General features: G+C 72.9%; 19 protein-coding genes. 13 read left to right on the forward strand and 6 right to left on the reverse strand.

All coding sequences use genetic code 11. The features are described from left to right. Positions 1 to 113: 113 nt before the first annotated feature. Positions 114 to 1,355: a GNAT family N-acetyltransferase gene (locus R4Z62_RS10675; RefSeq protein ID WP_491519664.1), complete on the forward strand. Its 1,242-nt coding sequence runs from the start codon at positions 114 to 116 to the stop codon at positions 1,353 to 1,355. An 87-nt stretch (positions 1,356 to 1,442) separates the two neighbouring features. Here R4Z62_RS10675 and R4Z62_RS10680 read toward each other — a convergent pair whose 3' ends face one another. Further along, positions 1,443 to 2,255: an Fpg/Nei family DNA glycosylase gene (locus R4Z62_RS10680; protein WP_064533156.1), complete on the reverse strand. Its 813-nt coding sequence runs from the start codon at positions 2,253 to 2,255 to the stop codon at positions 1,443 to 1,445. A gap of 479 nt (positions 2,256 to 2,734) precedes the next feature. Continuing rightward, entirely contained in the window at positions 2,735 to 3,220 is a 486-nt protein-coding gene (locus R4Z62_RS10685; RefSeq protein WP_064533157.1) for a ribose-5-phosphate isomerase, read from the reverse strand. A 259-nt stretch (positions 3,221 to 3,479) separates the two neighbouring features. Between R4Z62_RS10685 and R4Z62_RS10690 the strand changes: the two genes are divergently transcribed. Continuing rightward, on the forward strand, positions 3,480 to 4,994 hold the full coding sequence (locus R4Z62_RS10690; RefSeq protein WP_491519665.1) for an amino acid permease: 1,515 nt from the start codon (positions 3,480 to 3,482) through the stop codon (positions 4,992 to 4,994). A 111-nt stretch (positions 4,995 to 5,105) separates the two neighbouring features. On the opposite strand, the gene R4Z62_RS10695 is transcribed toward R4Z62_RS10690, so the two are convergent. Further along, the gene (locus R4Z62_RS10695) at positions 5,106 to 5,687 is read right to left on the reverse strand and encodes a biotin transporter BioY (RefSeq protein ID WP_491519666.1); all 582 of its coding nucleotides are present in this window, start codon (positions 5,685 to 5,687) and stop codon (positions 5,106 to 5,108) included. Positions 5,688 to 6,174: 487 nt separating this feature from the next. On the opposite strand from R4Z62_RS10695, the gene R4Z62_RS10700 reads away from it, so the two are divergent. The 8 genes from R4Z62_RS10700 (at position 6,175) to R4Z62_RS10735 (ending at position 15,084) form a co-directional block, all read left to right on the forward strand. Further along, positions 6,175 to 7,416: an ROK family protein gene (locus R4Z62_RS10700; RefSeq protein ID WP_491519667.1), complete on the forward strand. Its 1,242-nt coding sequence runs from the start codon at positions 6,175 to 6,177 to the stop codon at positions 7,414 to 7,416. A gap of 312 nt (positions 7,417 to 7,728) precedes the next feature. Then, positions 7,729 to 8,799 (forward strand): ABC transporter substrate-binding protein, encoded by a 1,071-nt coding sequence (locus R4Z62_RS10705; RefSeq protein WP_491519668.1) that lies wholly within the window; start codon positions 7,729 to 7,731, stop codon positions 8,797 to 8,799. Positions 8,800 to 8,804: 5 nt separating this feature from the next. Beyond that, a complete protein-coding gene (locus R4Z62_RS10710) occupies positions 8,805 to 9,719 on the forward strand; it encodes an ABC transporter permease (RefSeq protein ID WP_491519669.1) in 915 nt (304 codons plus the stop codon). Next, complete coding sequence (locus tag R4Z62_RS10715; protein WP_491519670.1) at positions 9,695 to 10,444, forward strand: ABC transporter ATP-binding protein; 750 nt, start codon at positions 9,695 to 9,697, stop codon at positions 10,442 to 10,444. Before R4Z62_RS10710 ends, R4Z62_RS10715 begins: the two co-directional genes overlap by 25 nt. Beyond that, the gene (locus tag R4Z62_RS10720) at positions 10,441 to 11,832 is read left to right on the forward strand and encodes an LLM class flavin-dependent oxidoreductase (RefSeq protein WP_491519671.1); all 1,392 of its coding nucleotides are present in this window, start codon (positions 10,441 to 10,443) and stop codon (positions 11,830 to 11,832) included. Before R4Z62_RS10715 ends, R4Z62_RS10720 begins: the two co-directional genes overlap by 4 nt. 57 nt (positions 11,833 to 11,889) lie before the next feature. Then, positions 11,890 to 12,795 (forward strand): TauD/TfdA dioxygenase family protein, encoded by a 906-nt coding sequence (locus R4Z62_RS10725; protein WP_491519672.1) that lies wholly within the window; start codon positions 11,890 to 11,892, stop codon positions 12,793 to 12,795. Positions 12,796 to 12,914: 119 nt separating this feature from the next. Next, positions 12,915 to 14,306, forward strand: a complete 1,392-nt coding sequence (locus R4Z62_RS10730; protein ID WP_491519673.1) for an amino acid permease — start codon at positions 12,915 to 12,917, stop codon at positions 14,304 to 14,306. A 136-nt stretch (positions 14,307 to 14,442) separates the two neighbouring features. Beyond that, on the forward strand, positions 14,443 to 15,084 hold the full coding sequence (locus tag R4Z62_RS10735; protein WP_385502723.1) for a superoxide dismutase: 642 nt from the start codon (positions 14,443 to 14,445) through the stop codon (positions 15,082 to 15,084). Positions 15,085 to 15,243: 159 nt separating this feature from the next. Here R4Z62_RS10735 and R4Z62_RS10740 read toward each other — a convergent pair whose 3' ends face one another. Then, on the reverse strand, positions 15,244 to 15,915 hold the full coding sequence (locus R4Z62_RS10740) for a mycothiol-dependent nitroreductase Rv2466c family protein (RefSeq protein WP_064533167.1): 672 nt from the start codon (positions 15,913 to 15,915) through the stop codon (positions 15,244 to 15,246). A 165-nt stretch (positions 15,916 to 16,080) separates the two neighbouring features. On the opposite strand from R4Z62_RS10740, the gene pepN reads away from it, so the two are divergent. Beyond that, entirely contained in the window at positions 16,081 to 18,663 is a 2,583-nt protein-coding gene (gene pepN / locus R4Z62_RS10745; RefSeq protein WP_491519674.1) for an aminopeptidase N, read from the forward strand. Positions 18,664 to 18,880: 217 nt separating this feature from the next. Then, positions 18,881 to 19,939 carry a hypothetical protein gene (locus R4Z62_RS10750; RefSeq protein WP_064533169.1) on the forward strand — a complete coding sequence of 353 codons (1,059 nt, stop codon included), beginning with the start codon at positions 18,881 to 18,883 and terminating at the stop codon, positions 19,937 to 19,939. 66 nt (positions 19,940 to 20,005) lie between these two features. On the opposite strand, the gene R4Z62_RS10755 is transcribed toward R4Z62_RS10750, so the two are convergent. Further along, on the reverse strand, positions 20,006 to 21,154 hold the full coding sequence (locus tag R4Z62_RS10755; RefSeq protein WP_173860830.1) for a serine hydrolase domain-containing protein: 1,149 nt from the start codon (positions 21,152 to 21,154) through the stop codon (positions 20,006 to 20,008). Positions 21,155 to 21,254: 100 nt separating this feature from the next. Then, the gene (locus tag R4Z62_RS10760; RefSeq protein ID WP_064533170.1) at positions 21,255 to 21,722 is read right to left on the reverse strand and encodes an NUDIX hydrolase; all 468 of its coding nucleotides are present in this window, start codon (positions 21,720 to 21,722) and stop codon (positions 21,255 to 21,257) included. 392 nt (positions 21,723 to 22,114) lie between these two features. On the opposite strand from R4Z62_RS10760, the gene R4Z62_RS10765 reads away from it, so the two are divergent. Continuing rightward, positions 22,115 to 25,438: a S8 family serine peptidase gene (locus R4Z62_RS10765; RefSeq protein WP_491519675.1), complete on the forward strand. Its 3,324-nt coding sequence runs from the start codon at positions 22,115 to 22,117 to the stop codon at positions 25,436 to 25,438. Positions 25,439 to 25,784 lie beyond the last annotated feature (346 nt).

Genomic DNA, 25,784 nt, shown 5'->3' on the forward strand with positions numbered 1-25,784 from the left:
CTTATCCCCCGTCCGGGGCTCGACTTCACAGTGAACTTCACAGGAAGCCTCCGCGTCGCCACCCCCGGCAAAATTGTTTCGACCGGGCCGTGGGGTGCTGGTAGGGATGGCACATGGCAACCGATCTTGCGACCGAGCTGAGGGTGCTGCGGCCCGACGAGTGGGACACGTGGTACGACAACCTGATCCGCGCCTTCGGCGGTGTCCCGGAGCCGGGCGAGGAGAGGGACCTCTACCGCACCCTGACCGAGTGCGGCCGTTCGCTGGGCGTCTGGGACGGGGACACGTGCGTGGCCACGGCGGGGGCGTTCAGCTTCCGGGTCACCGTGCCCGGCGGCGCCGCGGTGCCGGCCGCGGGAGTGACCATGGTCGGCGTGGCCGCCACGCACCGGCGGCGCGGACTGCTGACGTCGATGATGCGGCGCCAGCTCGACGACGTGCGGTCCTCGGGCGAGCCGCTGGCCCTGCTGACGGCCTCCGAGCCCGGGATCTACGGCCGGTTCGGGTACGGCGCGGCGAGCTTCCAGCTGCGCGCCGACATCGACACCGGCCGGGCCGGGCTGTCCGTCCCGGACGGCACGGACGGCGTACGGCTGCGGTACGCGGAGCCCGCCGACGCGGTCGACGCGTGCGAGGCGGTGTACGCACGGCTGGTGCCCGGCCGGCCCGGGATGCTGGCCCGGCGGCCGGGCTGGGAACGGCTCGGGCTGCTCGACGTGGAGAGCCTGCGCGGGGGCGCCTCGCCGTTGCAGTGCGTGCTCGCCGAGCGCGGCGGAGAGGTCACCGGGTACGCCCGGTACCGGGTCAGGCCGGTCTGGGAGGACGGCGGGCCCGAGGGCACGGTGGAACTCGCCGAGCTGGGCGCGCTCGATCCGCTGTCCGACGCGGCGCTGTGGCGGTTCCTGTTCGACATCGACCTGACGTCGCGGCTGTCGCTGCGGAACCGGCCGGTCGACGACGCCTGGCAGTACCTGGTGAGCGACATCCGGCGGTGCCGGACGCGGCAGCGGGACTCGCTGTACGTACGTCTCGTGGACGTCGGGGCGGCGCTGGCCGCGCGGACGTACCAGGCGCCGGTGGACGTGGTCCTGGAGGTGGAGGACGCCTTCTGCGGGTGGAACGCCGGGCGGTGGCGGCTGAGCGGGGACGCGAAGGGCGCGGTGTGCGAGCGCACGTCGGACGCCGCCGATCTCGCGCTGTCCGTACGGGAGCTGGGGGCGGCGTATCTCGGCGGGGTGCCGCTGACCGCGCTGGCCGCGGCCGGGCGGGTACGGGAGCTGCGCGGCGGGACGCTGGCGGAGGCGGCCGTGGGGTTCGGCTCGGCGGTCGCGCCCTGGCTGCCGCACGGGTTCTAGGACCGGACCGGCCGGTACGTTCCCGTCGCCTGCCCCGGGGTGGGGGCGGGGCGGCGGCGGGCAGAACGGCGGCGGGCGGAGCGGCGGTCAGCGCTGCTGGCAGGCGGGGCACCAGAAGAGGTTGCGGGCGGCCAGGTCGGCGGTGCGGATCTCGGTCGCGCAGATGTGGCAGGGCAGGGTGGCCCGGCGGTAGACGTAGACCTCGCCGCCGTGGTCGTCGACGCGCGGCGGGCGGCCCATGGCCTCGGGGGTGTGCTCGGGGCGGACCGTGTCGATGCGGTTGTTGCGGACGCCCTCGCGCATGAGGGCGACGAGGTCGGTCCAGATCGCGTCCCACTCGGCGGGGGTGATGTCCTTGCCCGGCCGGTACGGGTCGATGCCGTGCCGGAAGAGGACCTCGGCGCGGTAGACGTTGCCCACGCCCGCGATGACCTTCTGGTCCATCAGCAGGGCGGCGATCGTCGTACGGCTGCGGCGCACCCGGGCGTAGGCGGCGGCCGGGTCGGCGTCGGGGCGCAGCGGGTCGGGGCCGAGGCGGTCGTGTATCGCCTGCTTCTCGGGCTCGGTGATCAGGGCGCAGGTGGTGGGGCCGCGCAGGTCGACGTACGCGGTGGCGTTGGCGAGGCGGAGGCGGACGGTGTCCGTGGGCGGGGGCGCGGGGGCGTCGCCGAAGGTGACCTTGCCGAAGAGGCCGAGGTGGATGTGGACCCAGTCGGCGGTGCGGAAGCGGAGGAAGAGGTGCTTGCCGTGGGCCTCGGTGCGGGTCAGCTCCGCTGGGGTGAGCAGGGTCGCGGCGGCGGAGAACTTGCCCTGGGGGCTGGTCACGTGGGTGGGGGTGCCGTCGGCGAAGCGGGCGGCGTAGTCCTGTGCCAGGCGGTGGATGGTGTGCCCTTCCGGCACGGTGCGGGTTCCTTTCGTGGGCGTGGGTGAGTTGTCGCGGGGCGCGGTGGGGGTGGTCGGGGTGGGGACGGGCGCCCATGCGGGGCTTCGCCCCGGACCCCGTCCTTTCCCACCCACCCGCCCGTCTCGGTGAGTCGAGAAGTCACCCGCCCCGGGGCTCCGCCCCCGGCCCCCGGCGGGGGCTCCGCCCCCTGCGCCCCCGGGGAGGACACGATGAGCAGGGAGTACCTGAAGCTCTCCATCCTCCGCCCCTTGCGGCCCCGGGGAGGACACCGAGGGGGACACCCGGAGAGGACATCCTCGGGAAGCCTCCTGGAGAGGGCATCCCTCGGGAAGCCGCCCCGGGGAGGACAGGCTACGGGACGCCTGGGGAGCCCCTGGGGACAGGCTCTGGGACGGCCCTGGGGAGGCCGGCCGGTCCCGCCCCTTCCGAGGGGGCAAGCCCCGGTCGGCCGGTCGGAGGGGCGGGTGTCCGGACGCTACTGCTGCGGGTGGTGGGGCGGGATCGGGGGCAGGTCGCCGGTGGTCTCGTAGGCCGAGAGCATGTCGATGCGGCGGATGTGGCGCTCGTCACCGGAGAAGGGGGTGGCGAGGAAGGTCTCGACGAACTTCGTCGCGTCCTCGGTCGAGTGCATGCGCGCGCCGACCGCGACGACGTTGGCGTTGTTGTGCTGGCGGCCGAGGGACGCGGTCTCCTCGCTCCAGGCGAGGGCGGCCCGGACGCCCTTGACCTTGTTGGCGGCGATCTGCTCGCCGTTGCCGGAGCCGCCGATCACGATGCCGAGGGCGTCCGGGTCGCCCGCCGTGCGCTCGGCGGCGCGGAGGCAGAAGGGCGGGTAGTCGTCCTGGGCGTCATAGAGGTGCGGTCCGCAGTCGACGGGCTCGTGGCCCGCCTCCTTGAGCCATTCGACGAGGTGGTTCTTGAGTTCGAAGCCCGCATGGTCCGAGCCGAGATACACGCGCATGGTCCGAGTGTGACACGGCGGATCCCGGGCGGGCGGCTCGGGTCGAGCCCGCCCCGCCGCCCGGATCGTGCCCGCGGCGTGCCCGCATTGTGTCCGGGATATGCACGGAAGAAATGCAGGGCGAACTGCGAACCTCAAAGAAACCTCAAGTAACGATTACGTTTCGAAGGTTCACGAATTCCTTTGCCTCCGATTCACTGAACCGACTCGTACGCCGCTCGTACGGGAAAACGCTCACCCGGCGCAAAAGGAATCCCCCATGACCTCGCAGCCGACCCTGCAGCAGGCTGGAAGCGGCCACCCCACCCCGGACGGACCCGGTTCCGGGCTCCAGGCCGGACTCAAGAACCGACATCTGTCGATGATCGCGATCGGCGGCGTCATCGGCGCCGGCCTCTTCGTCGGCTCCAGTTCCGGAATCGCCACCGCCGGCCCCGGCATCCTCCTCTCCTACGCCCTCGTCGGCACCCTCGTCGTCCTCGTGATGCGCATGCTCGGCGAGATGTCCGCCGCCAACCCCGCCTCCGGCTCCTTCTCCGCGCACGCCGACCGAGCGCTCGGGCGCTGGGCCGGGTTCTCCATCGGCTGGCTGTACTGGTTCTTCTGGGTCGTCGTGCTCGCCGTCGAGGCCACGGCGGGCGCGAAGATCCTCTCCGGCTGGGTGCCCGCCGTGCCCCAGTGGGGCTGGGCGCTGATCGTGATGCTGGTGCTCACCGCCACCAACCTGATCTCCGTCGGCTCCTACGGCGAGTTCGAGTTCTGGTTCGCCGGGATCAAGGTCGTGGCGATCGGCGCCTTCATCGTCGTCGGCCTGCTGGCCATCTTCGGCGTGCTGCCCGGCGTCCACGCCGACCAGGCGTCCTTCGGCAACCTCACCGGCCACGGCGGCTTCCTGCCGCACGGCCCCGGTTCGATCCTCACCGGTGTGCTGCTCGTCGTCTTCTCCTTCATGGGCAGCGAGATCGCCACCCTGGCGGCCGGTGAGTCCGAGGACCCGCAGCGCGCGGTCACCAAGTCGACCAACAGCATCATCTGGCGCATCGCCGTCTTCTACCTCGGCTCGATCCTCGTCGTCGTCTCCCTCATCCCCTGGGACGCCAAGTCGATCGCCGACAAGGGCTCCTACGTCGCCGCCCTGGACTCCCTCGGTATCGCGCACGCCGGTCAGATCATGAACTTCATCGTGCTGACCTCGGTGCTGTCCTGTCTCAACTCCGGCCTCTACACCGCCTCCCGCATGGCCTTCTCGCTCGGCGAGCGCGGGGACGCGCCGAGGGCGTTCGCCCGCACCACCGGGCGCGGGGTGCCGCGGACCGCGATCCTCGTCTCGGTCGCCTTCGGCTTCGTGGCCGTCTTCTTCAACTACAAGTTCCCGGACTCCGTCTTCCTCTTCCTCGTCAACTCCTCCGGTGCGGTCGCCCTGTTCGTGTGGCTGGTGATCTGCTTCTCCCAGCTGCGCATGCGGAAGATCATCCAGCGTGAGGCGCCGGAGAAGCTGGTCGTGCGGATGTGGCTGTACCCGTATCTGACCTGGGCAGCGGCGGCCGTGATCGTCTTCGTCCTGGGCTACATGCTCACCGACACCGAGCACGACGGCCGCGAGACCGTACTGCTGTCGCTGCTGGTGGCGGCGGTCGTACTGGTGATCGCCGTGGCCAGGGAGCGGCTGGGCGGGCACCGGCGGGCGGCCGTGGCCGGTACGGCCGCTGACACCGCCGCCACCGACGAGAGCGCGGACGGCGCGGGCGGGACCGAGCACGTCACGGCCGGCTGACCGCCCCGCGGGTCCGCCGGCGGCGGGCGCGGGAACGCGAGAGCGGAGGGAGCCCCGAGAGGCTCCCTCCGCTCTTGTGCGCTCGCTCGCGGGCTTCGCCGCGCGGGCGGGTCAGCGCTTGCCGGCGAACTTCCAGGCGGTGGGCAGCGCGCCCATCGCCAGGGCGGCCTTGAGGAGGTCGCCGATCAGGAACGGGGTCAGGCCGGCCGCGACGGCGGCGGAGGCGGACATGCCGGTGGCCAGGGCCAGGTAGGGCACGCCGATGGCGTAGATGACCGCCTCGCCCAGGAGCATCGTGCCGGCCATGCGCCACACGTCGCGGTCCGCGCCGCGGCGGGCCAGCGCGCCGACGGCGGCGGAGGCGAGCAGCATGCCGAGGACGTAGCCGAAGGAGGGGGCGCCCGCGCCCGAGCCGCCCTCCGCGAACCACGGCATGCCCGCGACACCGGCGACCGCGTACAGCATCAGGGAGAGCAGACCGCGGCGGGCGCCGAGCGCGGTGCCGACCAGCAGCGCGGCGAAGGTCTGGCCGGTCACCGGCACCGGGGAGCCGGGCACGGGGACGGCGATCTGGGCGGCGATCCCGGTGAGCGCGGCGCCGCCGAGCACGAGAGCGGCGTCCCGGACACGGGAGGCGGGCAGGAGGTCGGCGAGGACCTGGCCGGTGCGGGCAGGAACGGCAGCGGTGCTCATGGGGACTCCGCGGGGTGAGGACAGTCGGGAACACCGTGACGCTATCCCAGCGTGCTCGAACCGATCACCGTCCGCGCTCGACAAAGGCTGGAACGCGGGCTTGGTCGGCTCCGCACAAAGAACGGCGGGGGCAAGCGGCCCGACGTGACACCGGTCACTGAGCGGGCGTGGCCTCCCCGACACGGCCCGCGGCCCGGCGCGTGCTCCGGTCCCCCTCTTCTCCTCCTCCCCCCGCCCGGCCCCCGGTCGCCGGTCGTCGTCTCGCCCGTCGGTCGCGGTCTGGGCAGCGGTGGGGCGTTGCGCTAGCTTCGAACACGTGGTTGCCCAGGCCCGGTACTTCTCGTCGCGTCGCTATGTCGACCTGCGACGCCAGGGCACGGCCACCTGTCGCCGCTCCCGGTAGGGGCGGGAGACCGGTCCGCCCCGCTTCTCCTCGCAGACGGTGCAGTGCCGGCCCCCTCCCCCTCATCCCGCCAGGAGCTTCCTCATGCCCCGAGCCGCCGCGGCAACCACCCGGACGTCCTTCCCCGGGCCCGCGCCCGGCCCCGTGCCTCCCGCGCCCCCGGTCTCCCGGGTGGCCGATCCCGACCGGCGCCGCACCAGCGCCAGCGGTGTGCTGCGCTCGGTGCTGGAGCACGGACCGGTGGCCCGCAGCACCATCGCCCGGCTGACCGGTCTCTCCCCGGCCTCCGTGTCGGAGCACTGCGCCCGGCTCGCCGGGCTGGGGCTGATCCGCGAGGCCGCGGTGCCCGCCCGGTCCAGGGGCGCGGGCCGGCCACATGTGCCCGTCGAGCTGGACGGCCGCGGGTTCCTGGTCGGCGGGGTGCACCTGGCCGTGCCGTACACCACGGTGGCCCTGCTCGACCTGCGCGGCCGGGTCGTCGCCGAGCGGCGGACCGGGCACGCCGGTGCCGGGCCGCTCCAGGTGCTCGAACGCGCCGCCGAGGGGCTCGCCGCGCTGCTGGCCCAGGTGCCCGGCGCACGGCCCCTCGGGATCGGGTTCGCCTCCGGCGGCTGGGTGGACCGGGACTCAGGGACCGTCGTCGAACACCCCCTGCTCCACTGGCGGGACGTGCCGGTGCGGGACGTGCTGCGCGCCCGTACGGGGCTGCCGGTGCACGTGGACGGGCACGCGCGGGCGCTGGTCAACGCGGAGCGGCTGTTCGGGCGGGCGCGCGGCAGCCGGAGCGTGCTGAAGCTGTTCGTCGGCAATGTGGTCGACGCGGCCTTCGCCACCAACGACGAGGTGCACCACGGGCCCCGGTCGCAGGCGGGAGCGATCGCCCATCTGCCGCTGCCGGGCGGTACGGAGCCCTGCGCGTGCGGGCGGACCGGCTGCCTCCAGGCGGAGTTGAGCGAGCGGACCCTGTGCCGGCGGGCGCGGGCGGCCGGGGTGGCCGCCGGGGCGAACCCGATGCGCGTGCTCGCCGCGGCCGGGGCGGGCGACCCGGCGGCCGTACGGCTGCTGGTGGAGCGGTCGCGGCTGACCGGGCGGGCGGCGGGGCTGCTGCTGGACGTGCTCAACCCGGAGACCGTGGTGGTCACCGAGGTCGGCGCGATGTACCGGGCGGACTGTCTGGCGGCGCTGCGGGAGGCGGTCGGGGCGCGGCGGGCGCAGGCGGTGGTGCCCACCGGATTCACGGACTCCGTGCTCGCGGTGGCGGGCGGCGCGGTGGCCCTGGACGTGCTGTACCGGGATCCACTGGCCGTGTCACACGACGTTCATTAATTCAAAAACTCCGAATGTTGACAGGGGTTGCGCGAGAACGGGAACATTTCCCCATGAGCCCGCTCACGAGCTGTCGCACTCTTTGTTGCTGACCCGTTGACGCGCCCCGGAGCGCTTTCCCTCCGGTTCTTCCCGTGTGCTTTCCGCACTCGATCCCTGTGTGCTTCCGGCACTCGATCCCCGTGTGCTTCCGGCACTCGTTCCCGTCGTGTGTGAATTCCCTCCGTGTTGCCCGTGCCTGCCGCCCGCCGCGCAGGCCGCCGCCCGGAATTCCGCATGTCTGCCGCCCCCGTGAACCCGTGGAGTTCCGCCATGCCTTCCGTACCGGTGTCCGGCCCCGACCGGCGCCTGCTCCTCTCCTCCCTGCTCGGTGCCGCCGTCGCGGTGACGGGACTGAGCGGCTGCGCCGGGCCGAGTGCCGCCGCCTCCGGGTCGTCCGCCGACCTGTCCGCCCCGCTCGCCGGTACGGTGCCGCCGGGCACCAGCCTGAAGATCGCCTCGTACCAGGAGACCCAGCAGCTCCAGTTCCGGCTGGGGAAACTGGGGAAGCTGCCGTTCACCGTGTCGGACTGGCTGAACATCGGCGCCGGGCCGGATGTCATCAACGCCTTCCGCGCGCATTCCCTGGACGTCGCCACCAACGCGGGCATTCCGCCGATCCAGGCGCACTACCAGGGCTACGACGCGCGGATCGTCGCGATCGGCCTGACCCGCAAGCCGAATTACCTGTTCGCCACCGCACCCGGCAGCGACATCCGCACGACCGCGGACTTCAAGGGGCGCAAACTCGCCTTCTCCCAGGGGCAGGCGCAGGGGGTGGTGCTGCTGCGGGCGCTGAAGGAGGCGGGCCTCGCCCACGACGACGTACGGCTGGTGCCGCTCACCAGCAACCAGTTCCTCACCGCCCTCCAGTCCGGCCAGGTGGACGTGGCCCCGCTCGGCAACAGCCAGGCGCCCGCCTATCTGAACCAGTACGGGTCCAAGGGCGCGCGCACCATCCCCACCGACGTCGTCGACCTGCTCAATCTGCTGTGGGCGCCGGCCGCGGTGCTGGCCGACCGGGCGAAGGCCGCCGCGATCGCCGCGTACATACCGCACTGGGCCCGGGGCCAGGTGTGGCAGTGGGAGCACCCGGACGAGTGGAACCGGGAGTTCTACGTGAAGACGCAGAACCTGTCCCTGGCGCAGGCCGAGGCGGTCACGAAGCTCGCCAACAAGCCGCTGTTCCCGCCGAGCTGGGACGAGGCGGTCAGGTGGGAGCAGGAGACGGCGGATCTGCTCGCCGAGGGCGGGTTCGTGAAGCGGTTCGAGGTCGGCTCGCTGTTCGACCGGCGCTTCGAGGCGCTCGCGGCCCGTGCCGTACCGGCCGAGTACCGGAGGTGAGCGCGGTGACGACCTCGGCCACCCCCTCCACCACGCCTTCGGACACCCCCGGCATCCCCGACGCCCCGGACGCCCGGGTCTCCGCGGGACCGGCGGGACCGGCCCCCGGGGGTCCGGCGCCGCGCACCCGGCGCCCCCGTCGGCCGCGCCCGCTGACGCCCGGCCGGCGGCTGCCCGCCGCCCGGCTGGCCGGTCCCCTCCTCGTCCTGGTCCTGTGGGCCGCGGCCTCCGCCGCCGGGCGGCTCGACCCGGGCGCGGTCCCGGCGCCCTGGACGGTGCTGCGCACCGCCGGTCACCTGTGGACCGAGGGGACGCTGCCCACCGATGTGCTGACCTCGCTGCGCCGGGCCGCCTACGGCTTCGCGCTCGGTCTGACCGGCGGGGTGCTGCTGGCGCTCGCCGCCGGGCTCACCCGGACCGGCGAGGCGCTGATCGACGGGACCGTCAACCTCAACCGCGCCGTCCCCACCCTGGGGCTGATCCCGCTGTTCATCCTGTGGCTGGGCATCGGCGAGACCTTCAAGGTCGCGATCATCGCGATCGTCGTCTACATCCCGGTCTATCTGAACACGCACGCCGCGCTGTCCGGCATCGACAGCCGCTATGTGGAGCTGGCCGAGGTGCAGGGCCTGTCCCGGTGGGCGTTCGTACGGCAGATCGTCGTGCCCGGCGCGCTGCCCGGCTTCTTCGTCGGCCTGCGCCTCGGGGTCACCGGGTCCTGGCTGGGCCTGGTGGTGCTGGAGCAGATCAACGCCACCAGCGGCCTCGGCTATCTGATGTTCCAGGCGCAGAACTACGGCCAGACGGACGTGATCCTCGTCGGCCTGCTGATCTACGGCGTCTTCGGCCTGGTCTCCGACAGCGTGGTCCGCCTGATCGAACGGAGGGTGCTGTCGTGGCGCCGCACACTGAGCAGCTGACCGGGGGCCCTGCCACCTCCACCGCGGTGGAACTGCGCTCCCTGACCCGGTCGTTCGAGGGCCGTACGGTGCTCGACGGCATCGATCTCAGCCTGCCGGCCGGGCAGTTCACCGCGCTGCTCGGGCACAGCGGCTCCGGCAAGAGCACCCTGCTGCGGGCCGTGGCGGGCCTGGACCACCAGGTGGCCGGCAGCGGTGAACTGCGGGCGCCGGAGCGGGTGTCGGTGGTCTTCCAGGACTCCCGGCTGCTGCCCTGGCGGCGGGTGCTGGACAACGTCCTGCTCGGCGCGGACGGCAAGGACGCCGCCGCACGCGGCCGGGCCGCCCTCGCCGAGGTGGGCCTCGCGGGCCGGGAGCGGGCCTGGCCGAGCGAGCTGTCGGGCGGTGAGGCGCAGCGCGCGGCACTGGCCCGCTCCCTGGTCCGCGAGCCCGAACTGCTGCTGGCCGACGAGCCGTTCGGCGCGCTGGACGCCCTCACCCGGATCCGGATGCACGCGCTGCTGCGCCGGCTGTGGCAGCGCCACCGGCCCTCGGTGCTGCTCGTCACCCACGACGTGGACGAGGCGATCGTGCTCGCCGACCGTGTCCTCGTCCTCGACAAGGGCCGTATCGGCCTCGACCTGACCATCGACCGCCCGCATCCGCGCTCGTACCGGGACCCGCTGCTCGGCGCGTACCGGGAGCGGCTGCTCACCGCCCTGGGCGTCACGGAGGACCCCGCATGACCATCCGCACCCCCGCACCCGGCAGCACCGGCCCCGGCCCGCGCACGCTGCACCTCAACGCGTTCCTGATGAACACCGGCCACCACGAGGCGTCGTGGCGGCTGCCGGAGAGCGACCCGTACGCGCACGTCGACCTGGCGCACTACACACAACTGGCCCGGACCGCCGAGCGCGGCACCTTCGACTCGCTGTTCCTGGCGGACGGCCCGCAGCTGTGGAACACGGTCGCGCAGCGGCCCGCGGGCGCCCTGGAACCGCTCACCCTGCTCACCGCGCTGGCCACCGCCACCGAGCACATCGGTCTGATCGCCACCGCGTCGACCTCCTACAACTCCCCCTACAACCTGGCGCGCAGGTTCGCCTCGCTGGACATCGTCAGCGGCGGCCGGGCGGGCTGGAACATCGTCACCACCGCCGGTGCCGAGGCGGCCCGCAACTTCGGTCTGGACGCGGAGCCCGCGCACGCCGAACGGTACGCGCGGGCCGCCGAGTTCGTGGACGTGGTGCGCAAGCTGTGGGACAGCTGGGAGGACGACACGATCGTCGCCGACAAGGCGGCCGGGGTGTGGGGCGACGACGCGAAGATCCATCCGGCCCGGCACGAGGGGTCGTACTTCAAGGTGGCGGGCGCGCTCAACGTGCCCCGCTCCCCGCAGGGTTACCCGCTGCTGGTGCAGGCGGGCTCCTCCGCCGACGGGAAGGCGTTCGCGGCGCGGTACGCGGAGGCGGTGTTCACCGCGCAGCAGTCGCTGGCGGGCGCGCGGGCGTTCTACGCCGATCTGAAGCGGCTCACCCGGCGGGCGGGCCGCGACCCGGAGCTGCTGAAGGTGCTGCCCGGCATCGTGCCGGTGCTCGGGTCGACCGAGGCGGAGGCGCGGGCGGCGGAGCAGGTCCTGGACGAGCACATCGTGCCCGAGCACGGCCGACTCCGCCTGGAGAACCTGCTGCGGCTGGAGCCGGGCACGCTGCACCTGGACCGCGAGCTGCCCGCCGACCTGCCGCCGGAGTCGGCCGTCGAGGGCGCCAAGAGCCGGTACACGCTCGTGGTGGAGCTGGCCCGCGGCGAGCGGCTGACCGTGCGGCAGCTGATCGGCAGGCTCGGCGGCGGGCGCGGCCATCTGACCTTCGCGGGGACGCCCGAGCAGGTCGCGGACGCGATCGGGACGTGGTTCACCGAGGGCGCCGCCGACGGGTTCAACATCATGCCCGCGGTGCTGCCGTCCGGTCTCGACGCCTTCGTCGAGCATGTCGTCCCGCTGCTGCGCGCCCGCGGGCTGCTGCGCTCCGGGTACGGGCCGCGGCAGACCCTGCGGGAGCGCTACGGCCTGCCGCGGCCCGCCAACCAGCACCTGGCCCCCGCCCTGTCCAGTGCCCTGACCACCGTCTGACCGTCCGCCGTCCGACGGCCGGTCCGCGGACCGGCCGCTCTCCGAGAGGACCTGATCATGTCCATCGAGATCCACAAGGTCACCGCCCGCATCGGCGCCCGGGTCGGCGGCGTCGACCTCGCCCGGCCGCTCGGCGCGCGGACCGTCGCCGCGCTGCGCGAGGCCCTGAACACGCACAAGGCGCTCGTCTTCGACGATGTGCGCCTGGACGACGCGGGCCAGGAGGCGTTCGCCCGTCACTTCGGCGACCTCACCACCGCCCATCCGACCGTGCCGGCGGTCGAGGGCGCCCCGAACGTGCTGCCCGTGGACAGCGAGCAGGGCCGTGCCAACCACTGGCACACCGACGTCACGTTCGTGCTCAACCCGCCGCAGGCCAGCACCCTGCGCAGCGTCACGGTCCCGCCGTACGGGGGCGAGACACTGATCGCGAACGCCGCGGCGGCCTACCGCGACCTGCCCGAGCCGCTGCGCCGACTGGCCGACACGCTGTGGGCCGAGCACACCAACGACTACGACTACGCCGTGCCCGAGGAGGCGGTCGACGAGGAGGAGGCCGTCCGGCGCGCGCAGTTCACCTCGATCCGGTACCGCACCGTGCACCCGGTGGTGCGGGTGCATCCGCTGACCGGCGAGCGCGGGCTGTTCATCGGCGGGTTCGCGCAGCGGATCGCGGGCCTGTCGGTGCCGGAGTCGCGCAAGATCCTGGACCTGCTCCAGGCGTACGTCACCCGGCCGGAGAACGTGCTGCGCTGGCGCTGGTCGGAGCACCAGCTGGTGCTGTTCGACAACCGCATCACCCAGCACTACGCCATCGACAACTACGACGGCCTGCCGCGCCGCCTGAACCGGGTGACGGTGGCCGGTGACGTCCCGGTCGGCGTCGACGGCGCGGAGAGCCGTTCCCTGGAGGGGGACGCCTCGCACTACACGGCCGTCGCCCCGGTCGCCGTCGCCGCGTAACCCGGCGTTCACGTACCGTAGGACACACGTCCGGATAGTGGGCAGCTCCTCGCCCTGAGCGGACGGGCTGCCCACACTGTGGGCACTTTCGCCCCTCCCCCCACTGGATGAGCGTGTTCATGCCCCACCGCACCACCGCCTCCCCCGCTCCCCCCACGGAGCAGTCGGGCGAGGCTTCTCTGAGCCATGGCCTCAAGCAGCGCCATCTGTCGATGATCGCCCTCGGCGGGGTGATCGGCGCCGGGCTGTTCGTCGGCTCCGGGGCGGGTATCGCCGCCGCCGGGCCGTCGATCGTCGTCGCCTACGCCGTCTCCGGTGTCCTCGTGATGCTGGTGATGCGGATGCTCGGCGAGATGTCGGCCGCGTATCCCTCCTCGGGGTCTTTCTCCGCGCATGCCGAACGGGCGTTCGGGCCCTGGGCGGGCTTCACCGCGGGCTGGTCGTTCTGGGTGCTGCTGTGCACGGCGGTCGGCCTGGAGGGCATGGGCGCCGCGAAGATCGTGACGGGCTGGCTGCCGGGCACCCCGCAGTGGCTGTGGGTGGCCCTGTTCATGGTGGTGTTCTGCGGGACGAACCTGGCCGCGGTGAAGAACTTCGGCGAGTTCGAGTTCTGGTTCGCGGCGCTGAAGGTCGGCGCCATCAGCCTGTTCCTGGTGCTGGGCGTGCTGGCCGTCGCGGGCGTGCTGCCGGGCACCGACTCGCCGGGCACCTCGCATCTGGGCGACTTCCTGCCGCACGGCGGCCAGGGGCTGATCGTCGGCCTGCTCGCCTCCGTGTTCGCCTACGGCGGCCTGGAGACGGTCACCATCGCGGCGGCCGAGTCGCGGGACCCGGTGCGGGGCGTGGCGAGCGCGGTGCGCACCTCCATGTGGCGCATCGCCCTCTTCTACATCGGCTCGATGGCCGTCATCGTCACCCTGGTCCCGTGGGACGCGCCGGAGGTCGTCGACAAGGGCCCCTACGTGGCCACGCTGGACCACCTGGGCATACCGGGCGCCGGGCAGCTGATGAACGTGGTCGTCCTGGTGGCGCTGCTCAGCGCGATGAACGCCAACATCTACGGATCGTCGCGCATCGCGTACTCGCTGGTGGGGCGCGGCCAGGGCCCCAGGGTGCTGGCGAAGGCCCCGAGCGGGGTGCCGCGGACCGCGGTCGCGGTGTCGAGCGTCTTCGGGTTCGGCTGTGTGCTGCTCAGCTACTGGCGGCCCGACGACGTCTTCCCCTGGCTGCTGAACATGATCGGCGCGGTGATCCTGGTCGTCTGGATCTTCATCGCCGCCGCGCAGCTGCGGCTGCGGCGACGGCTGGAGCGGGAGGCACCGGACCGGCTTGCCGTGCGGATGTGGGCCTTCCCCTGGCTCACCTGGGTGGCCCTGGCGGGCATGGCGGCGATCTTCGTCCTGATGGCCCGGCAGCCCGGCACCCGGGTGCAGCTCTACTCGACGGGCACGATGGCCCTGGTGCTGGCGGCGGCCGGGTACGCCTGGCAGCGCGCCCGCGCCCGCGACTGACACACACCGGTACCGGTTCCGCTCACCGCAAGGCCCCCACGGGACACGTGGGGGCCTTCCTGTTGCTCGCGCCCGCACTGTTGTTGGTAGTTTGTAGTTGCAAGCCCTTTGCAATAATGGTCGGAGGGGACCTGTCATGCCCGTCTACACGCTGCCTGAACTGCCGTACGACTACTCGGCGCTCGCGCCGGTCATCAGCCCCGAGATCATCGAGCTGCACCACGACAAGCACCACGCGGCCTATGTGAAGGGCGCCAACGACACGCTGGAGCAGCTCGCCGAGGCGCGTGACAAGGAGACCTGGGGCTCGATCAACGGCCTGGAGAAGAACCTGGCCTTCCATCTGTCCGGGCACATCCTGCACTCGATCTACTGGCAGAACATGACGGGCGACGGCGGCGGCGAGCCGCTGGCCCAGGACGGCGTGGGCGAGCTGGCCGACGCGATCACCGAGTCCTTCGGCTCCTTCGCCGGGTTCAAGGCCCAGCTCACCAAGGCCGCGGCCACCACCCAGGGCTCCGGCTGGGGCGTCCTGGCCCACGAACCCCTCAGCGGACGCCTCGTCGTCGAACAGGTCTACGACCACCAGGGCAACGTCGGACAGGGCTCCACCCCCATCCTCGTCTTCGACGCCTGGGAGCACGCCTTCTACCTCCAGTACAAGAACCAGAAGGTCGACTTCATCGACGCCATGTGGGCCGTCGTCAACTGGCAGGACGTCGCCAGGCGCTACGCCGCCGCCAAGGAACGCACCAACGTCCTGCTCCTCGCGCCCTGACCGCGCACCCCGGATCGTCCCCCCTCGTGATCGTCTTCTCACCTTTCGCGCGGGCGGGCGGAATGAAGGAGACCCCCGCGAGGACATGACTCGCGGGGGTTCTCCCGTCGGGCGGCGGCCCCTGACCACAGGCCGCTTCTGACCACAGGTCGCTTCTGACTACAGGTTGCTGAAGTCCGGCCCCTCGGTGCGGGTCCGCTTGATCTCGTAGAAGCCGGGCACCGAGGCGACCGCGATGGTGCCGTCCCACAGGCGCAGCGCGTCCTCGCCCTTCGGGGCCGGGGTGACGACCGGGCCGAAGAAGGCGAGCTGCCGGCCGTCCGGGCCGGGCAGCGCGATGACCGGGGTGCCGACCTCCTGGCCGACCTTGTCGATGCCCTCCTTGTGGGAGGCGCGCAGTTCGGCGTCGAACTCGAAGTCCTCCTGGTCGGCGTAGTCGATCAGGTCGGCGGGCAGGCCCGCGTCCGCCAGCGCGCCCGCGATGGCCTCGCGGGTGGGGCCCTCGCCCCGGTTGTGGAAGCGGGTGCCGAGCGCGGTGTAGAGCGGGCCGAGGACATCCTCGCCGTGCTTCTGCCAGGCCGCTGTCACCACCTTGACCGGTGCCCACGCCTTGGTGGTGAGCAGCTCGCGGTACTCCTCGGGCAGCTCGTCGATCCGGGGCTCGTTGAGCACGGCCAGGCTCATGATGTGCCAGCGGACCTCGATGTCGCGCTGCTTCTGCACCTCCAGCACCCACCGGGAGGTCATCCAGGCCCACGGGCACAGCGGGTCGAACCAGAAGTCGACGGGGGTCCTGCCGGAGGGGGTCGCCTCGGGGGCGGTCTGGGACATGGCTCTCCTCGGTACGGGGTGTGCGCGTACGGGGCGGGCCCGACGGGGCCCTCGTCTCGGGCAACATCGATCGTCACGCAGGGCATTCCCCAATGTCGCGCAACAGGACCGCATGGCAGGATCGGTGCTGTCCGCATCTTGAACACATCTGAGGGAGTGCCGTCAGTGCCCGGTGAGAATCTGTCCCGCGACGAGGCCCGGGAGCGGGCCGCCCTGCTGTCCGTCGACGGGTACGAGGTGTCCCTCGACGTGCGGTCGGCGGTCGGCGACACAGAGGGCGAGGGGCCGCTGACGTTCCGGTCGGTCACCACGATCCGGTTCCGGTGCAACGAGCCCGGCGCGTCCAGCTTCGCGGACCTGATCGCGCCGAGCGTCACCGCCGTCTCCCTCAACGGCAAGGACCTCGACCCCAGCGAGGTCTTCGACGGCACGCGGATCGCCCTGGAGGACCTGGCCGCCGACAACGAACTGGTCGTGGACGCGCAGTGCGCCTACTCGCGCACCGGCGAGGGCCTGCACCGCTTCGTCGACCCGGAGGACGGCGAGGTCTACCTCTACACCCAGTACGAGCCGGCCGACGCGCGCCGTGTCTTCGCCAACTTCGAGCAGCCCGACCTCAAGGCGCCCTACCGCTTCGAGGTGCGGGCGCCCGAGGAGTGGACGGTGTGGAGCAACGGCGTCGGCACGGAGCAGGAGGGGGTGTGGCGGTTCGCGGAGACCAAGCCGATCTCCACGTACATCACCTGCGTGGTCGCGGGCCCGTACCACTACGTCACCGACTCCTACGAGCGGGAGCTGCCGGACGGGACGCGGCTGGAGATCCCGCTGGGCGCGCTGTGCCGCAAGGGGCTCGCCAAGCACTTCGACGCCGACGACGTCTTCCTGGTCACCAAGCAGGGCCTGGACTTCTTCCACGAGCATTTCGACTACCCGTACCCGTTCGGCAAGTACGACCAGGCGTTCGTGCCCGAGTACAACCTCGGCGCGATGGAGAACCCGGGCCTGGTGACCTTCCGCGAGGAGTACATCTTCCGCGGCAAGGTGACGCAGGCGTCCTACGAGGCGCGGGCCAACGTCATCCTGCACGAGATGGCGCACATGTGGTTCGGCGACCTGGTCACCATGGAGTGGTGGGACGACCTGTGGCTGAAGGAGTCCTTCGCGGACTTCATGGGCTCCTTCTCGCTGGTGGGCGCGACCCGCTTCACCGACGGCTGGATCACCTTCGCCAACCGGCGCAAGGCGTGGGCGTACCGCGCCGACCAGCTGCCGTCCACGCACCCGGTCACCGCGGACATCCGCGACCTCCAGGACGCCAAGCTGAACTTCGACGGCATCACCTACGCCAAGGGCGCCAGCGTCCTCAAGCAGCTGGTGGCGTACGTGGGCCGGGACGCGTTCCTGGAGGGCGCCCGCCGCTACTTCAAGCGGCACGCCTACGGCAACACCCGCCTGGGCGACCTGCTGGCGGTGCTGGAGGAGACCAGCGGCCGGGACATGGGCGCCTGGGCGCGGTCCTGGCTCCAGACGGCGGGCGTCAACACGCTGACCCCGCAGGTGATCCTGGACGCCGAGGGGCGCGTCGCCGAGCTGGCGGTGGTGCAGGAGGCCGTGGAGGCGTATCCCGAGCTGCGCCCGCACCGGGTGGCCATCGGCCTGTACCGGCGCTCGGAGGTCGGCGCGCTGGAGCGGTACGCGCGCGCCGAGGTGGACGTGGACGGCCCCCGCACGCTGGTGGCGGAGCTGGCCGGGCAGGACGCGCCCGAGCTGGTGCTGGTCAACGACGACGACCTCACCTACTGCAAGATCCGCTTCGACGAGACGTCGCTGGCCACGCTGCGCGAGCACCTGGCCGCGCTGACCGACCCGCTCGCCCGCGCGCTGTGCTGGTCGGCGCTGTGGAACCTGACCCGGGACGCGCTGCTGCCGGCCCGTGACTTCGTGGACCTGGTGCTGCGCTTCGCGGGCCGCGAGACGGACATCGGCGTGCTCCAGATGCTGCACGCCTGGGCGGAGTCGGCGCTGGTGCACTACGCGGCGCCCGCGTGGCGCCCGAGCGGTGCGCGGGCGCTGGCCGAGGGCGCGCTGGCCGAGCTGCGGCAGGCCGAGCCGGGTAGCGAGCACCAGCTCGCCTGGGCGCGGTTCTTCGCCTCGCTGGCGTCGGACCCGGGCGACCTCGACCTGCTGGCGGGCCTGCTGGACGGCACCGAGGAGATCCCCGGTCTCGCCGTGGACCAGGAGCTGCGCTGGGCGTTCCTGGAGCCGCTGGCCACCCACGGGGCGGCCGGCGAGCAGCGCCTCGACGAGGAGCTGGCCCGGGACGACACCGCCTCCGGGGAGCGGCACCATGTGCGCTGCCTGGCCGCGCGCCCCTCGGTCGCGGTGAAGGCGGCGGCGTGGGAGCGGGTCGTGGAGTCGGACTCGCTGTCGAACGCGCTGGTGGAGGCGACCATCGCGGGCTTCGTCCGGCCCTCGCAGCGCGAGCTGCTGGCGCCGTACACCGAGAAGTACTTCGCCGAGATCGAGCGCGTGTGGCGGGAGCGGTCGATCCAGATCGGCGTGGTCGTGGTGCGCGGTCTCTTCCCCTCGCTGCGCGACTCGCGGCAGACGCTGGAGGCCGCGGACGCGTGGCTCGCCGCGCACGGGCAGGCCGCGCCCGCGCTGCGCCGACTGGTCCTGGAGGAGCGCGACGACCTGGCGCGGGCGCTGCGCGGACAGGCGTGCGACGCGGCGGCCGGCCCGCGCTGAGCCGTCACCCCTGCGGCCGCAGCTCTGGCCAGAGCCGGAGCGCGCGGTAACCGTTACAGAACGCGTGCCCCGGAGGCCGTAACCCCTGGTCCGTGCCCGGCGGACCAGGGGTTTCCGGCACCCGAACGCCTGTGCATACGGGCGGTGTTGTGCGTATTGCGCCACGCTCTTGTAACAGCGGTTAGCGCGGGGACCGGGTGCGGGAACGTCCCGTGGCATGAACCACGACACCCCGCTCTCCCCCCGCCCGCTGAGCCATCTGGCCGAGGCGCACCACCGGGTCCTGACCACCGCCCAGTTGCGCGCGCACGGTGTGTCGGCGGCCGAGACGTCGGCGCAGTGCCGGCCCGGCGGTCCCTGGCAGCAGTTCCTGCCGGGCGTCTATCTGCTCCATCCGGGGCCGCCCACCGGGGAGGAGCGGCTGCGCGCGGTGCTCGCGTACGCCACGCGCGGGCCGGTGCCGCGCCGGAGGGACGGGGTGCCGGCCCAGCCGACCGCCCGGGAGCCGCACCGCCCGGCCCGCGCGGAGGTGATGATCACCGGTCTGGCGGCGCTCGCCCTGCACGGATTCGCGGCGGCGCCCGCGCTGCTCGCGCTGGACATGATCGACGTGCTGGTGCCGCGGCTGCGCCGGCTGCGTTCGACGGGCTGCGCCCGGGTCGTCAAGGCGGCCGAGCCGCCCGTGCCCGAGACGGCCGGCGGGGTGCCGGTGGCGCCGGTGCCGCGCGCGCTGGCGGACGCGGTGGCCCGGTTGTCCGACGCGTTCGCCGTGCAGCGGCTGCTGACGGAGGCGGTGCGCGACGGGCACTGCGAACCGGCCGCCGTGGTGCGGGCGCTGACCGGTGCGCGGCTGCTGACCCGGCCGCACGTGGTGGACGCGGTGGACTCGCTGCTCGCCGAGGGCCGCTCGGTCGCGGAGGACCGGCTGTACCGGATGGTGGCCGAGCACGGCCTGCCCGACCCGGTGTGGAACGTGGACCTGCGCCTGCCGGGCGGCCCGCACCTGGGCGGCCTGGACGCCTACTGGCCCGACCACGCGGTCGCCCTGGAACTGGACACCCGCGCCCCGCTGCCGGGCCGGCCGGGCGACGAGACCCTGGGCGTGGAGTACACCCGCAAGCGCGAGCACCTGGAGCGGCTGGGCATCACGGTCGTCCACCTCACGCCCCGCAAGCTGCGCGACGCGATGGACCAGCAGGCCACGGTCGTCCGCACGGCCCTGATGGCGGCGGCCGACCGCGACCCGGCCGCGTACGTGGTGGTACTGCCCCGCTAGGACCTGCCGACCGTCGCGCCCCCCCTCGGCGCCGGGGGGGCGCGACGGTCGCCGTCGGTCAGCCGGTCACCGGCCGCAGAACTCCGCCTCCAGCACCGTCTCCGGGTCGCCCGTCCAGTCGGCGTCGAGGTTGAGGGCCACGGCGTGGCGGCCGTCGGCCGTGGTCGCGGCCAGCGAGGACGAGCCGTGGATGCCGCCGTCGTGGCCCCACACGTGCACGCCGCAGGAGAGCCGGCGGTCCATCAGGCCGAGGCCGTAGGCGATGTGCGGGTCGCCGGTGTCCCGGACCGTGGTCTTCATCTCCTCCAACTGCTTCGGCGGCAGCAGCCGCCCTCGCAGCAGGGCCGTGTAGAAGCGGGTCAGGTCGGCGGAGTCGGAGATCATCTCGCCTGCCGAGGAGGCGATGGAGGGGTTGAGTTCGGTGACGTCGTACGTCGGGCCCGTCGTCTTGTCGGACAGCTTGGAGTAGGCGCGGCCGCTCGGGTGCGGCACGGCGGTGCGGGTGCCGGGCAGCGAGGTGGCGTTCAGGTGCAGGGGCCGCAGGACGCGGTCACGGATCTCGTCGGCGTAGGAACGGCCCGTGACGCGTCCGATCACCAGGCCGGCCAGGACGTAGTTGGTGTTGGAGTACTGCCAGGAGGTGCCGGGGGCGAAGTCCGGCGCGTGGGAGACCGCGATCCGCACCAGGTCCTCGGCGGACACCGTGTCGTAGCGGTGCCTCAGGAAGCCGTCCTTCTGGAAATACGTGCGGCCGAACGTGTCGTCGGCCGTGTAGTTGTAGAGGCCGCTCGTGTGGTTGAGCAGGTGCCGCAGGGTGATGCGGCCGCCGTCGTTGCCGTGACCGCGCACCACGCCGGGCAGCCAGTGCTCGACCGTGTCGTCCAGCGACAGCCGCCCCTCCGCCTCCAGTTGGAGCAGCACCGTGGCCGTGAAGGTCTTGGTGATGCTGCCCACCCGGTAGCGGTCGTGCGCCCCGCGCGGGGCGCCGGTGCGCAGGTCGCCCGTGCCCGCCGTGGTGCTCCAGGTGCCCGCCCGCCCGCGCACGGTCGCCGTCACGCCGGGCACCCCGTCCGCGACGAGCGCCCGGACCGCCGCGCGGGTCGCCTCGTGGGGGCCGTGGCCGCCCCGCGCGGACGGTGCCGCCGCGGCGGGTCCCGCCGCCGCCACCGCCATGACCAGGGCCGTCGCGCCCACCCAGCTCGTCCGTACCGACATCGTCTTTCCCCTCGTCGCCGTCCGCTCCTGTCGGGCGCAAGGACCCGGGGGCGGTGCGGACGGTTGCCGGGCGGTGGTCCGGTTGAGCCGGATCCGGCCGTTACGCCTCCTCGGCCCGTTCCGGCGCCACACGGCCCGCCGCCGGGCGCTCCCGCCACAGCCGCAGCCCCACGTCGACCAGGCCGACCCGCTCCAGTCCGCCCACCGCGGCCAGGTCGTGCCAGGCCGCCATGTCGGTCGAACCGCCCGTCTCGTGGCGCAGTTCGCCGCCGGTGACCCGGCCCTCGTAGACGATGCGCAGCCCCTGGAAGTCGGCGTGGCTGCCCAGGGGCCGCGGATAGGTGCGGCGGATGGAGTCCACGCCGAGCAGGGTGACCGGTTCGACCGCGTAGCCGGTCTCCTCCTCGGCCTCGCGGACCACGGTGTCGTAGGGGTCCTCGCCGTGCTCCATGCCGCCGCCGGGCAGGGTCCACCGGCGTGCGCCGTCCCGCGCGACCCAGCGGGCCAGCAGTACCTGTCCGTCCCGCACACACACGGCGTAGGCCGCCACCCGCAACTCCTCACGCATGGGGAGACGTTACGGCAGCACGGCGGCGGGCGGGGGCCGTTCGGGCACCGAGGGGCGCGCGGGCGGCCTGCGGGCGCCCTCCCCCGAGCGGCGGTCAAGGGGCGGTACGCGCCAGGCGCGGGCGGTCCGCCGCGACGGCCACCCAGCGGACCCGGGACGCCACCGAGCGCGTTCGTCCGCCCGCGACATACGGCGGAACAAGGGGGTTTGAGGGTATGCGTCCACCGTGGCGTATGGCGGGATCCCGCCATGTGTCCATCCCGTCCCGACCAACTCTCCCCAAACTTCTGTCGCTTGAGTAAAGCTGAGCGATCGTCCGGCACCGAATTCCGGACGACCGCGATCACATCCGGTCGCACCTCGCCTGGTTCCTTCATTGACAGAGGATGCCGATGACCCCCGACTCCCCCCGCGCTCCGGGCGCGAGACGCCTGGCACGCCTCGCCGCGGCCACCGGCGTGGCCGCCGCGCTCTGCGCCGCCGGACCGCTCCCCATGGCCTTCGCCCAGGACGGCCCGCTCCCCGCCGACCCGCCCGTCCGGTCCGCGAGCGCCAAGCTCGGCGCGGACGACGCCGATCTGCTCGCCACCGCCAAGGCCGACGGCGACAAGAACGTCACGATGATGATCGCGACCGCGCCCGGCCGCACCGACCAGGTCGCGCGCCAGCTCGACGCGGTCAAGGGCGGCTCGGTCGGCCGCACGCACGACAAGCTCGGCTACGTCCGGGCCACCGTGCCGACCGCCCAGGCGGACGCGGTGATCTCCGCCGCCGAGAAGCTGTCCACGGTGCACGCCATCGACCTGCGCCAGGAGATAACCCTCGACGACCCGCGCCCGGACACCGACCCGGCCGGGACCGCGCACGGCAAGGACGGCAAGGGAAGCAAGGGCGGCAAGGGAAGCGGCGCCTCCCCCTCCGCCCCGGGGAAGAACACGCCCGCCGTCAACCCGTACAACCCGTCCTTCGAGACCGGTGCCGTCGACTTCGTGCGGCAGAACCCGAAGGCGGACGGCCGGGGCGTCACCATCGGCATCCTCGACTCCGGTGTGGACCTCTCCCACCCGGCGCTCCAGCGCACCACCACCGGCGAGCGCAAGATCGTCGACTGGGTGACCGCGACCGACCCGATCGTCGACGGCGACGCCACCTGGCGCCCCATGGTCGACGCGGTGTCCGGACCGGCCTTCGCCTACGGCGGCCAGACCTGGAAGGCCCCGGCCGGCTCGTACCGGATCAGCACCTTCAAGGAGTCCGCCACCACGGGCGGCGACGCGGGCGGCGACGTGAACCGCGACGGCGACACCACCGACTCCTGGGGCGTCCTCTACGACGCGGCCGCCGGCACGGTCCGCGTCGACCTGAACAACAACCACGACTTCACCGACGACACCCCGATGAAGCCGTACAAGGACGGCTACCAGGTCGGCTGGTTCGGCACCGACGACCCGAAGACGGACGTCGCCGAGCGCCAGCCGTTCGTCGTGCAGATCCGCAAGGACGTCCCGATGGACCCCTACGGCGGGTCCTGGACCGGCAAGAAGTCCGACTTCGTCAACATCGGCCTCATCGAGTCCGAGCACGGCACCCACGTCGCCGGCATCACCGCCGCCAACGGCCTGTTCGGCGGGAAGATGAACGGCGCGGCGCCCGGCGCGAAGATCGTCTCCTCGCGCGCCTGCACCTGGACGGGCAGCTGCACCAACGTGGCGCTCACCGAGGGCATGATCGACCTCGTCGCCGAGCGCGGCGTGGACATCGTCAACATGTCCATCGGCGGACTGCCCGCCCTCAACGACGGCAACAACGCCCGCGCCGAGCTGTACACCCGCCTGATCGACACCTACGGCGTCCAGCTCGTCATCTCCGCGGGCAACTCCGGCCCCGGCGCCAACACCATCGGCGACCCCGGCCTCGCCGACAAGGTCATCTCGGTCGGCGCGGGCATCTCCAAGGAGACCTGGGCCGCCGACTACGGCTCCGCGGTGCGCACCCCGTACGCGATGATGCCGTTCTCCTCGCGCGGCCCGCGTGAGGACGGCGGCTTCACGCCGACCCTGGTCGCGCCCGGCGCCGCCATCAACACCACCCAGACCTGGCTGCCCGGCGGCCCGGTCGCCGAGGCGGGCTACACGCTGCCGGCCGGCTACTCGATGCTCCAGGGCACCTCGATGGCCTCCCCGCAGGCCACCGGCGCCGCCGCCCTGCTGCTGAGCGCCGCCGCGCAGCACCGCATCGGGCTGACCCCGGCCAAGCTGCGCACCGCCCTCACCTCCAGCGCCCACCACATCCCGGGCGTCCAGGCCTACGAGGAGGGCGCGGGCCGCATCGACATCGTGGACGCCTGGAAGCTGATCCGGCTGGGCGCGGGCGCGCACGACTACACGGTCGACGCCCCGGTCGACACCGCGATCGACGAGGCGCTGAAGACCCCGGGCCACGGCACCGGCCTCTACGACCGCGAGGGCGGCCTGAAGGCCGGCCAGAAGAAGACGTACGACATCACCGTCACCCGTACCTCGGGCTCGCCCGCCGCCGTGTGGCACACGCTGCGCCTGGCGAACAACGCCGAGCAGACGTTCCGCGTCGTCGGCTCGCCGCTGGTGCGGCTGCCGCTGAACCGGCCGGTGACGGTCAAGGTGCAGGCCGCGCCGCGCTCGGCGGGCCTGAAGAGCGCGATCCTCGAGGTCGACGACCCGTTCACCACCGGCGTCGACCGGCAGATCCTCACCACGGTCGTGGTCGCGGACCCGGTCGCGTACACCTACTCCGCCAAGGCGTCGGTGCAGCGCAACGCCACCCGCTCCTACTTCCTGACCGTGCCCGCGGGCGCGAAGTCGCTGGAGGTGGCCATCGGCGGCCTCGCCGACAAGAGCCAGACCCGGTTCATCGCCATCCACCCGTACGGCGTCCCGGTCGACAACACCTCGACCCCGTACTGCTACAACAACTACCTCGACGGCAACGGCTGCAAGCCGGACGTCCGCTCCTACGCCGACCCGCAGCCGGGCGTGTGGGAGGTCGAGGTCGAGGCGCGCCGCACCTCGCCGCAGCTCGACAACCCCTACCGGCTCGACGTCACCGTGCTGGGTGCGGCCTTCGACCCGCAGACCGTGACCGTGCCCGAGGCGAAGACCGGCACGCCGGTGACCGCCTCCTGGAAGGTGACGAACACGTACGCCGCGCTGGACGGCCGCCTCACCGGCGGCCCGCTCGGCTCGGCCAAGTCCGCCCGGCCGACCGTGTCCCATGGCGAGAAGCAGACCACGACGGTGACGGTGCCCGCGGGCGCCGCCTCGCTGGACGTCGCCATCGGCGGTGTCTCCGACAAGTCGGCCGACCTGGACCTCGCGGTCTACGACGCGAGCGGCAAGCAGGTCGCCAAGTCCGCCGACGGCGACTCGGAGGAGTCGGTGTCGATCGCCTCGCCGGCCGCCGGGACGTACACCGTCGAGGTCGCCGCGTACTCGGTGCCGTCCGGTTCGACGGAGTACGACTACCGTGACGTGTTCTTCTCCACCACGCTCGGCACCGTCTCCGTGGACGGCGCGCCGGTGAAGCTGGGCACGGGCGCCTCCGCGACCGTGACCGGCCAGGTCACCGCCGCCGCCCAGGCACCCGAGGGACGCGAGTTCTTCGGGCAGGTGCGGCTGGTGAACGCGCGGGGCACCGTCGCGGGCACCGGCAGCGTGCGGATCGGCACCGTCCTGCCGTAGCTCTCGCGCGGGGCCGCCGTGACGGCTGAGGGGCGGGCGTCCACCGGGGCGCCCGCCCTTTCCCGTGCCACGGACGGCCGCCCGCTCCCGTTGCGTACGTCACATCGTCGGATACGCCCGCGCGGGATGGGCAGGCACCCAGCAGCACAGCTTGCGGCGCACGGCCGAGGACGGGCGAATTTCTCCAGCTCACACCGGGTGCGTGCCGCAGAACCGCAACCGCGGGGCGGTCCGAGTCGTCCCCATTTCCGCGGGGGCGCCGGGCACGCGGCGCAAAGAACTGGACACCCGGGCCCGGGTCGGCCGCATGATGGAAAGGCCGCGGCCGGGCGACACGCGCGGCAGA

The sequence above is a fragment of the Streptomyces sp. PL-25 genome (genome assembly GCF_058344915.1).

Bases quoted from the DNA above. Each gene is read 5' to 3' on its own strand.
- R4Z62_RS10755 (WP_173860830.1), bottom strand. From the start codon at position 21,154: ATGTCGGTACGGACGAGCTGGGTGGGCGCGACGGCCCTGGTCATGGCG.
- R4Z62_RS10675 (WP_491519664.1), top strand. From the start codon at position 114: ATGGCAACCGATCTTGCGACCGAGCTGAGGGTGCTGCGGCCCGACGAG.
- R4Z62_RS10750 (WP_064533169.1), top strand. From the start codon at position 18,881: ATGAACCACGACACCCCGCTCTCCCCCCGCCCGCTGAGCCATCTGGCC.
- R4Z62_RS10735 (WP_385502723.1), top strand. From the start codon at position 14,443: ATGCCCGTCTACACGCTGCCTGAACTGCCGTACGACTACTCGGCGCTC.
- R4Z62_RS10720 (WP_491519671.1), top strand. From the start codon at position 10,441: ATGACCATCCGCACCCCCGCACCCGGCAGCACCGGCCCCGGCCCGCGC.
- R4Z62_RS10760 (WP_064533170.1), bottom strand. From the start codon at position 21,722: ATGCGTGAGGAGTTGCGGGTGGCGGCCTACGCCGTGTGTGTGCGGGAC.
- R4Z62_RS10740 (WP_064533167.1), bottom strand. From the start codon at position 15,915: ATGTCCCAGACCGCCCCCGAGGCGACCCCCTCCGGCAGGACCCCCGTC.
- R4Z62_RS10725 (WP_491519672.1), top strand. From the start codon at position 11,890: ATGTCCATCGAGATCCACAAGGTCACCGCCCGCATCGGCGCCCGGGTC.
- R4Z62_RS10700 (WP_491519667.1), top strand. From the start codon at position 6,175: ATGCCCCGAGCCGCCGCGGCAACCACCCGGACGTCCTTCCCCGGGCCC.
- R4Z62_RS10690 (WP_491519665.1), top strand. From the start codon at position 3,480: ATGACCTCGCAGCCGACCCTGCAGCAGGCTGGAAGCGGCCACCCCACC.
- R4Z62_RS10765 (WP_491519675.1), top strand. From the start codon at position 22,115: ATGACCCCCGACTCCCCCCGCGCTCCGGGCGCGAGACGCCTGGCACGC.
- R4Z62_RS10730 (WP_491519673.1), top strand. From the start codon at position 12,915: ATGCCCCACCGCACCACCGCCTCCCCCGCTCCCCCCACGGAGCAGTCG.
- R4Z62_RS10685 (WP_064533157.1), bottom strand. From the start codon at position 3,220: ATGCGCGTGTATCTCGGCTCGGACCATGCGGGCTTCGAACTCAAGAAC.
- R4Z62_RS10695 (WP_491519666.1), bottom strand. From the start codon at position 5,687: ATGAGCACCGCTGCCGTTCCTGCCCGCACCGGCCAGGTCCTCGCCGAC.
- R4Z62_RS10705 (WP_491519668.1), top strand. From the start codon at position 7,729: ATGCCTTCCGTACCGGTGTCCGGCCCCGACCGGCGCCTGCTCCTCTCC.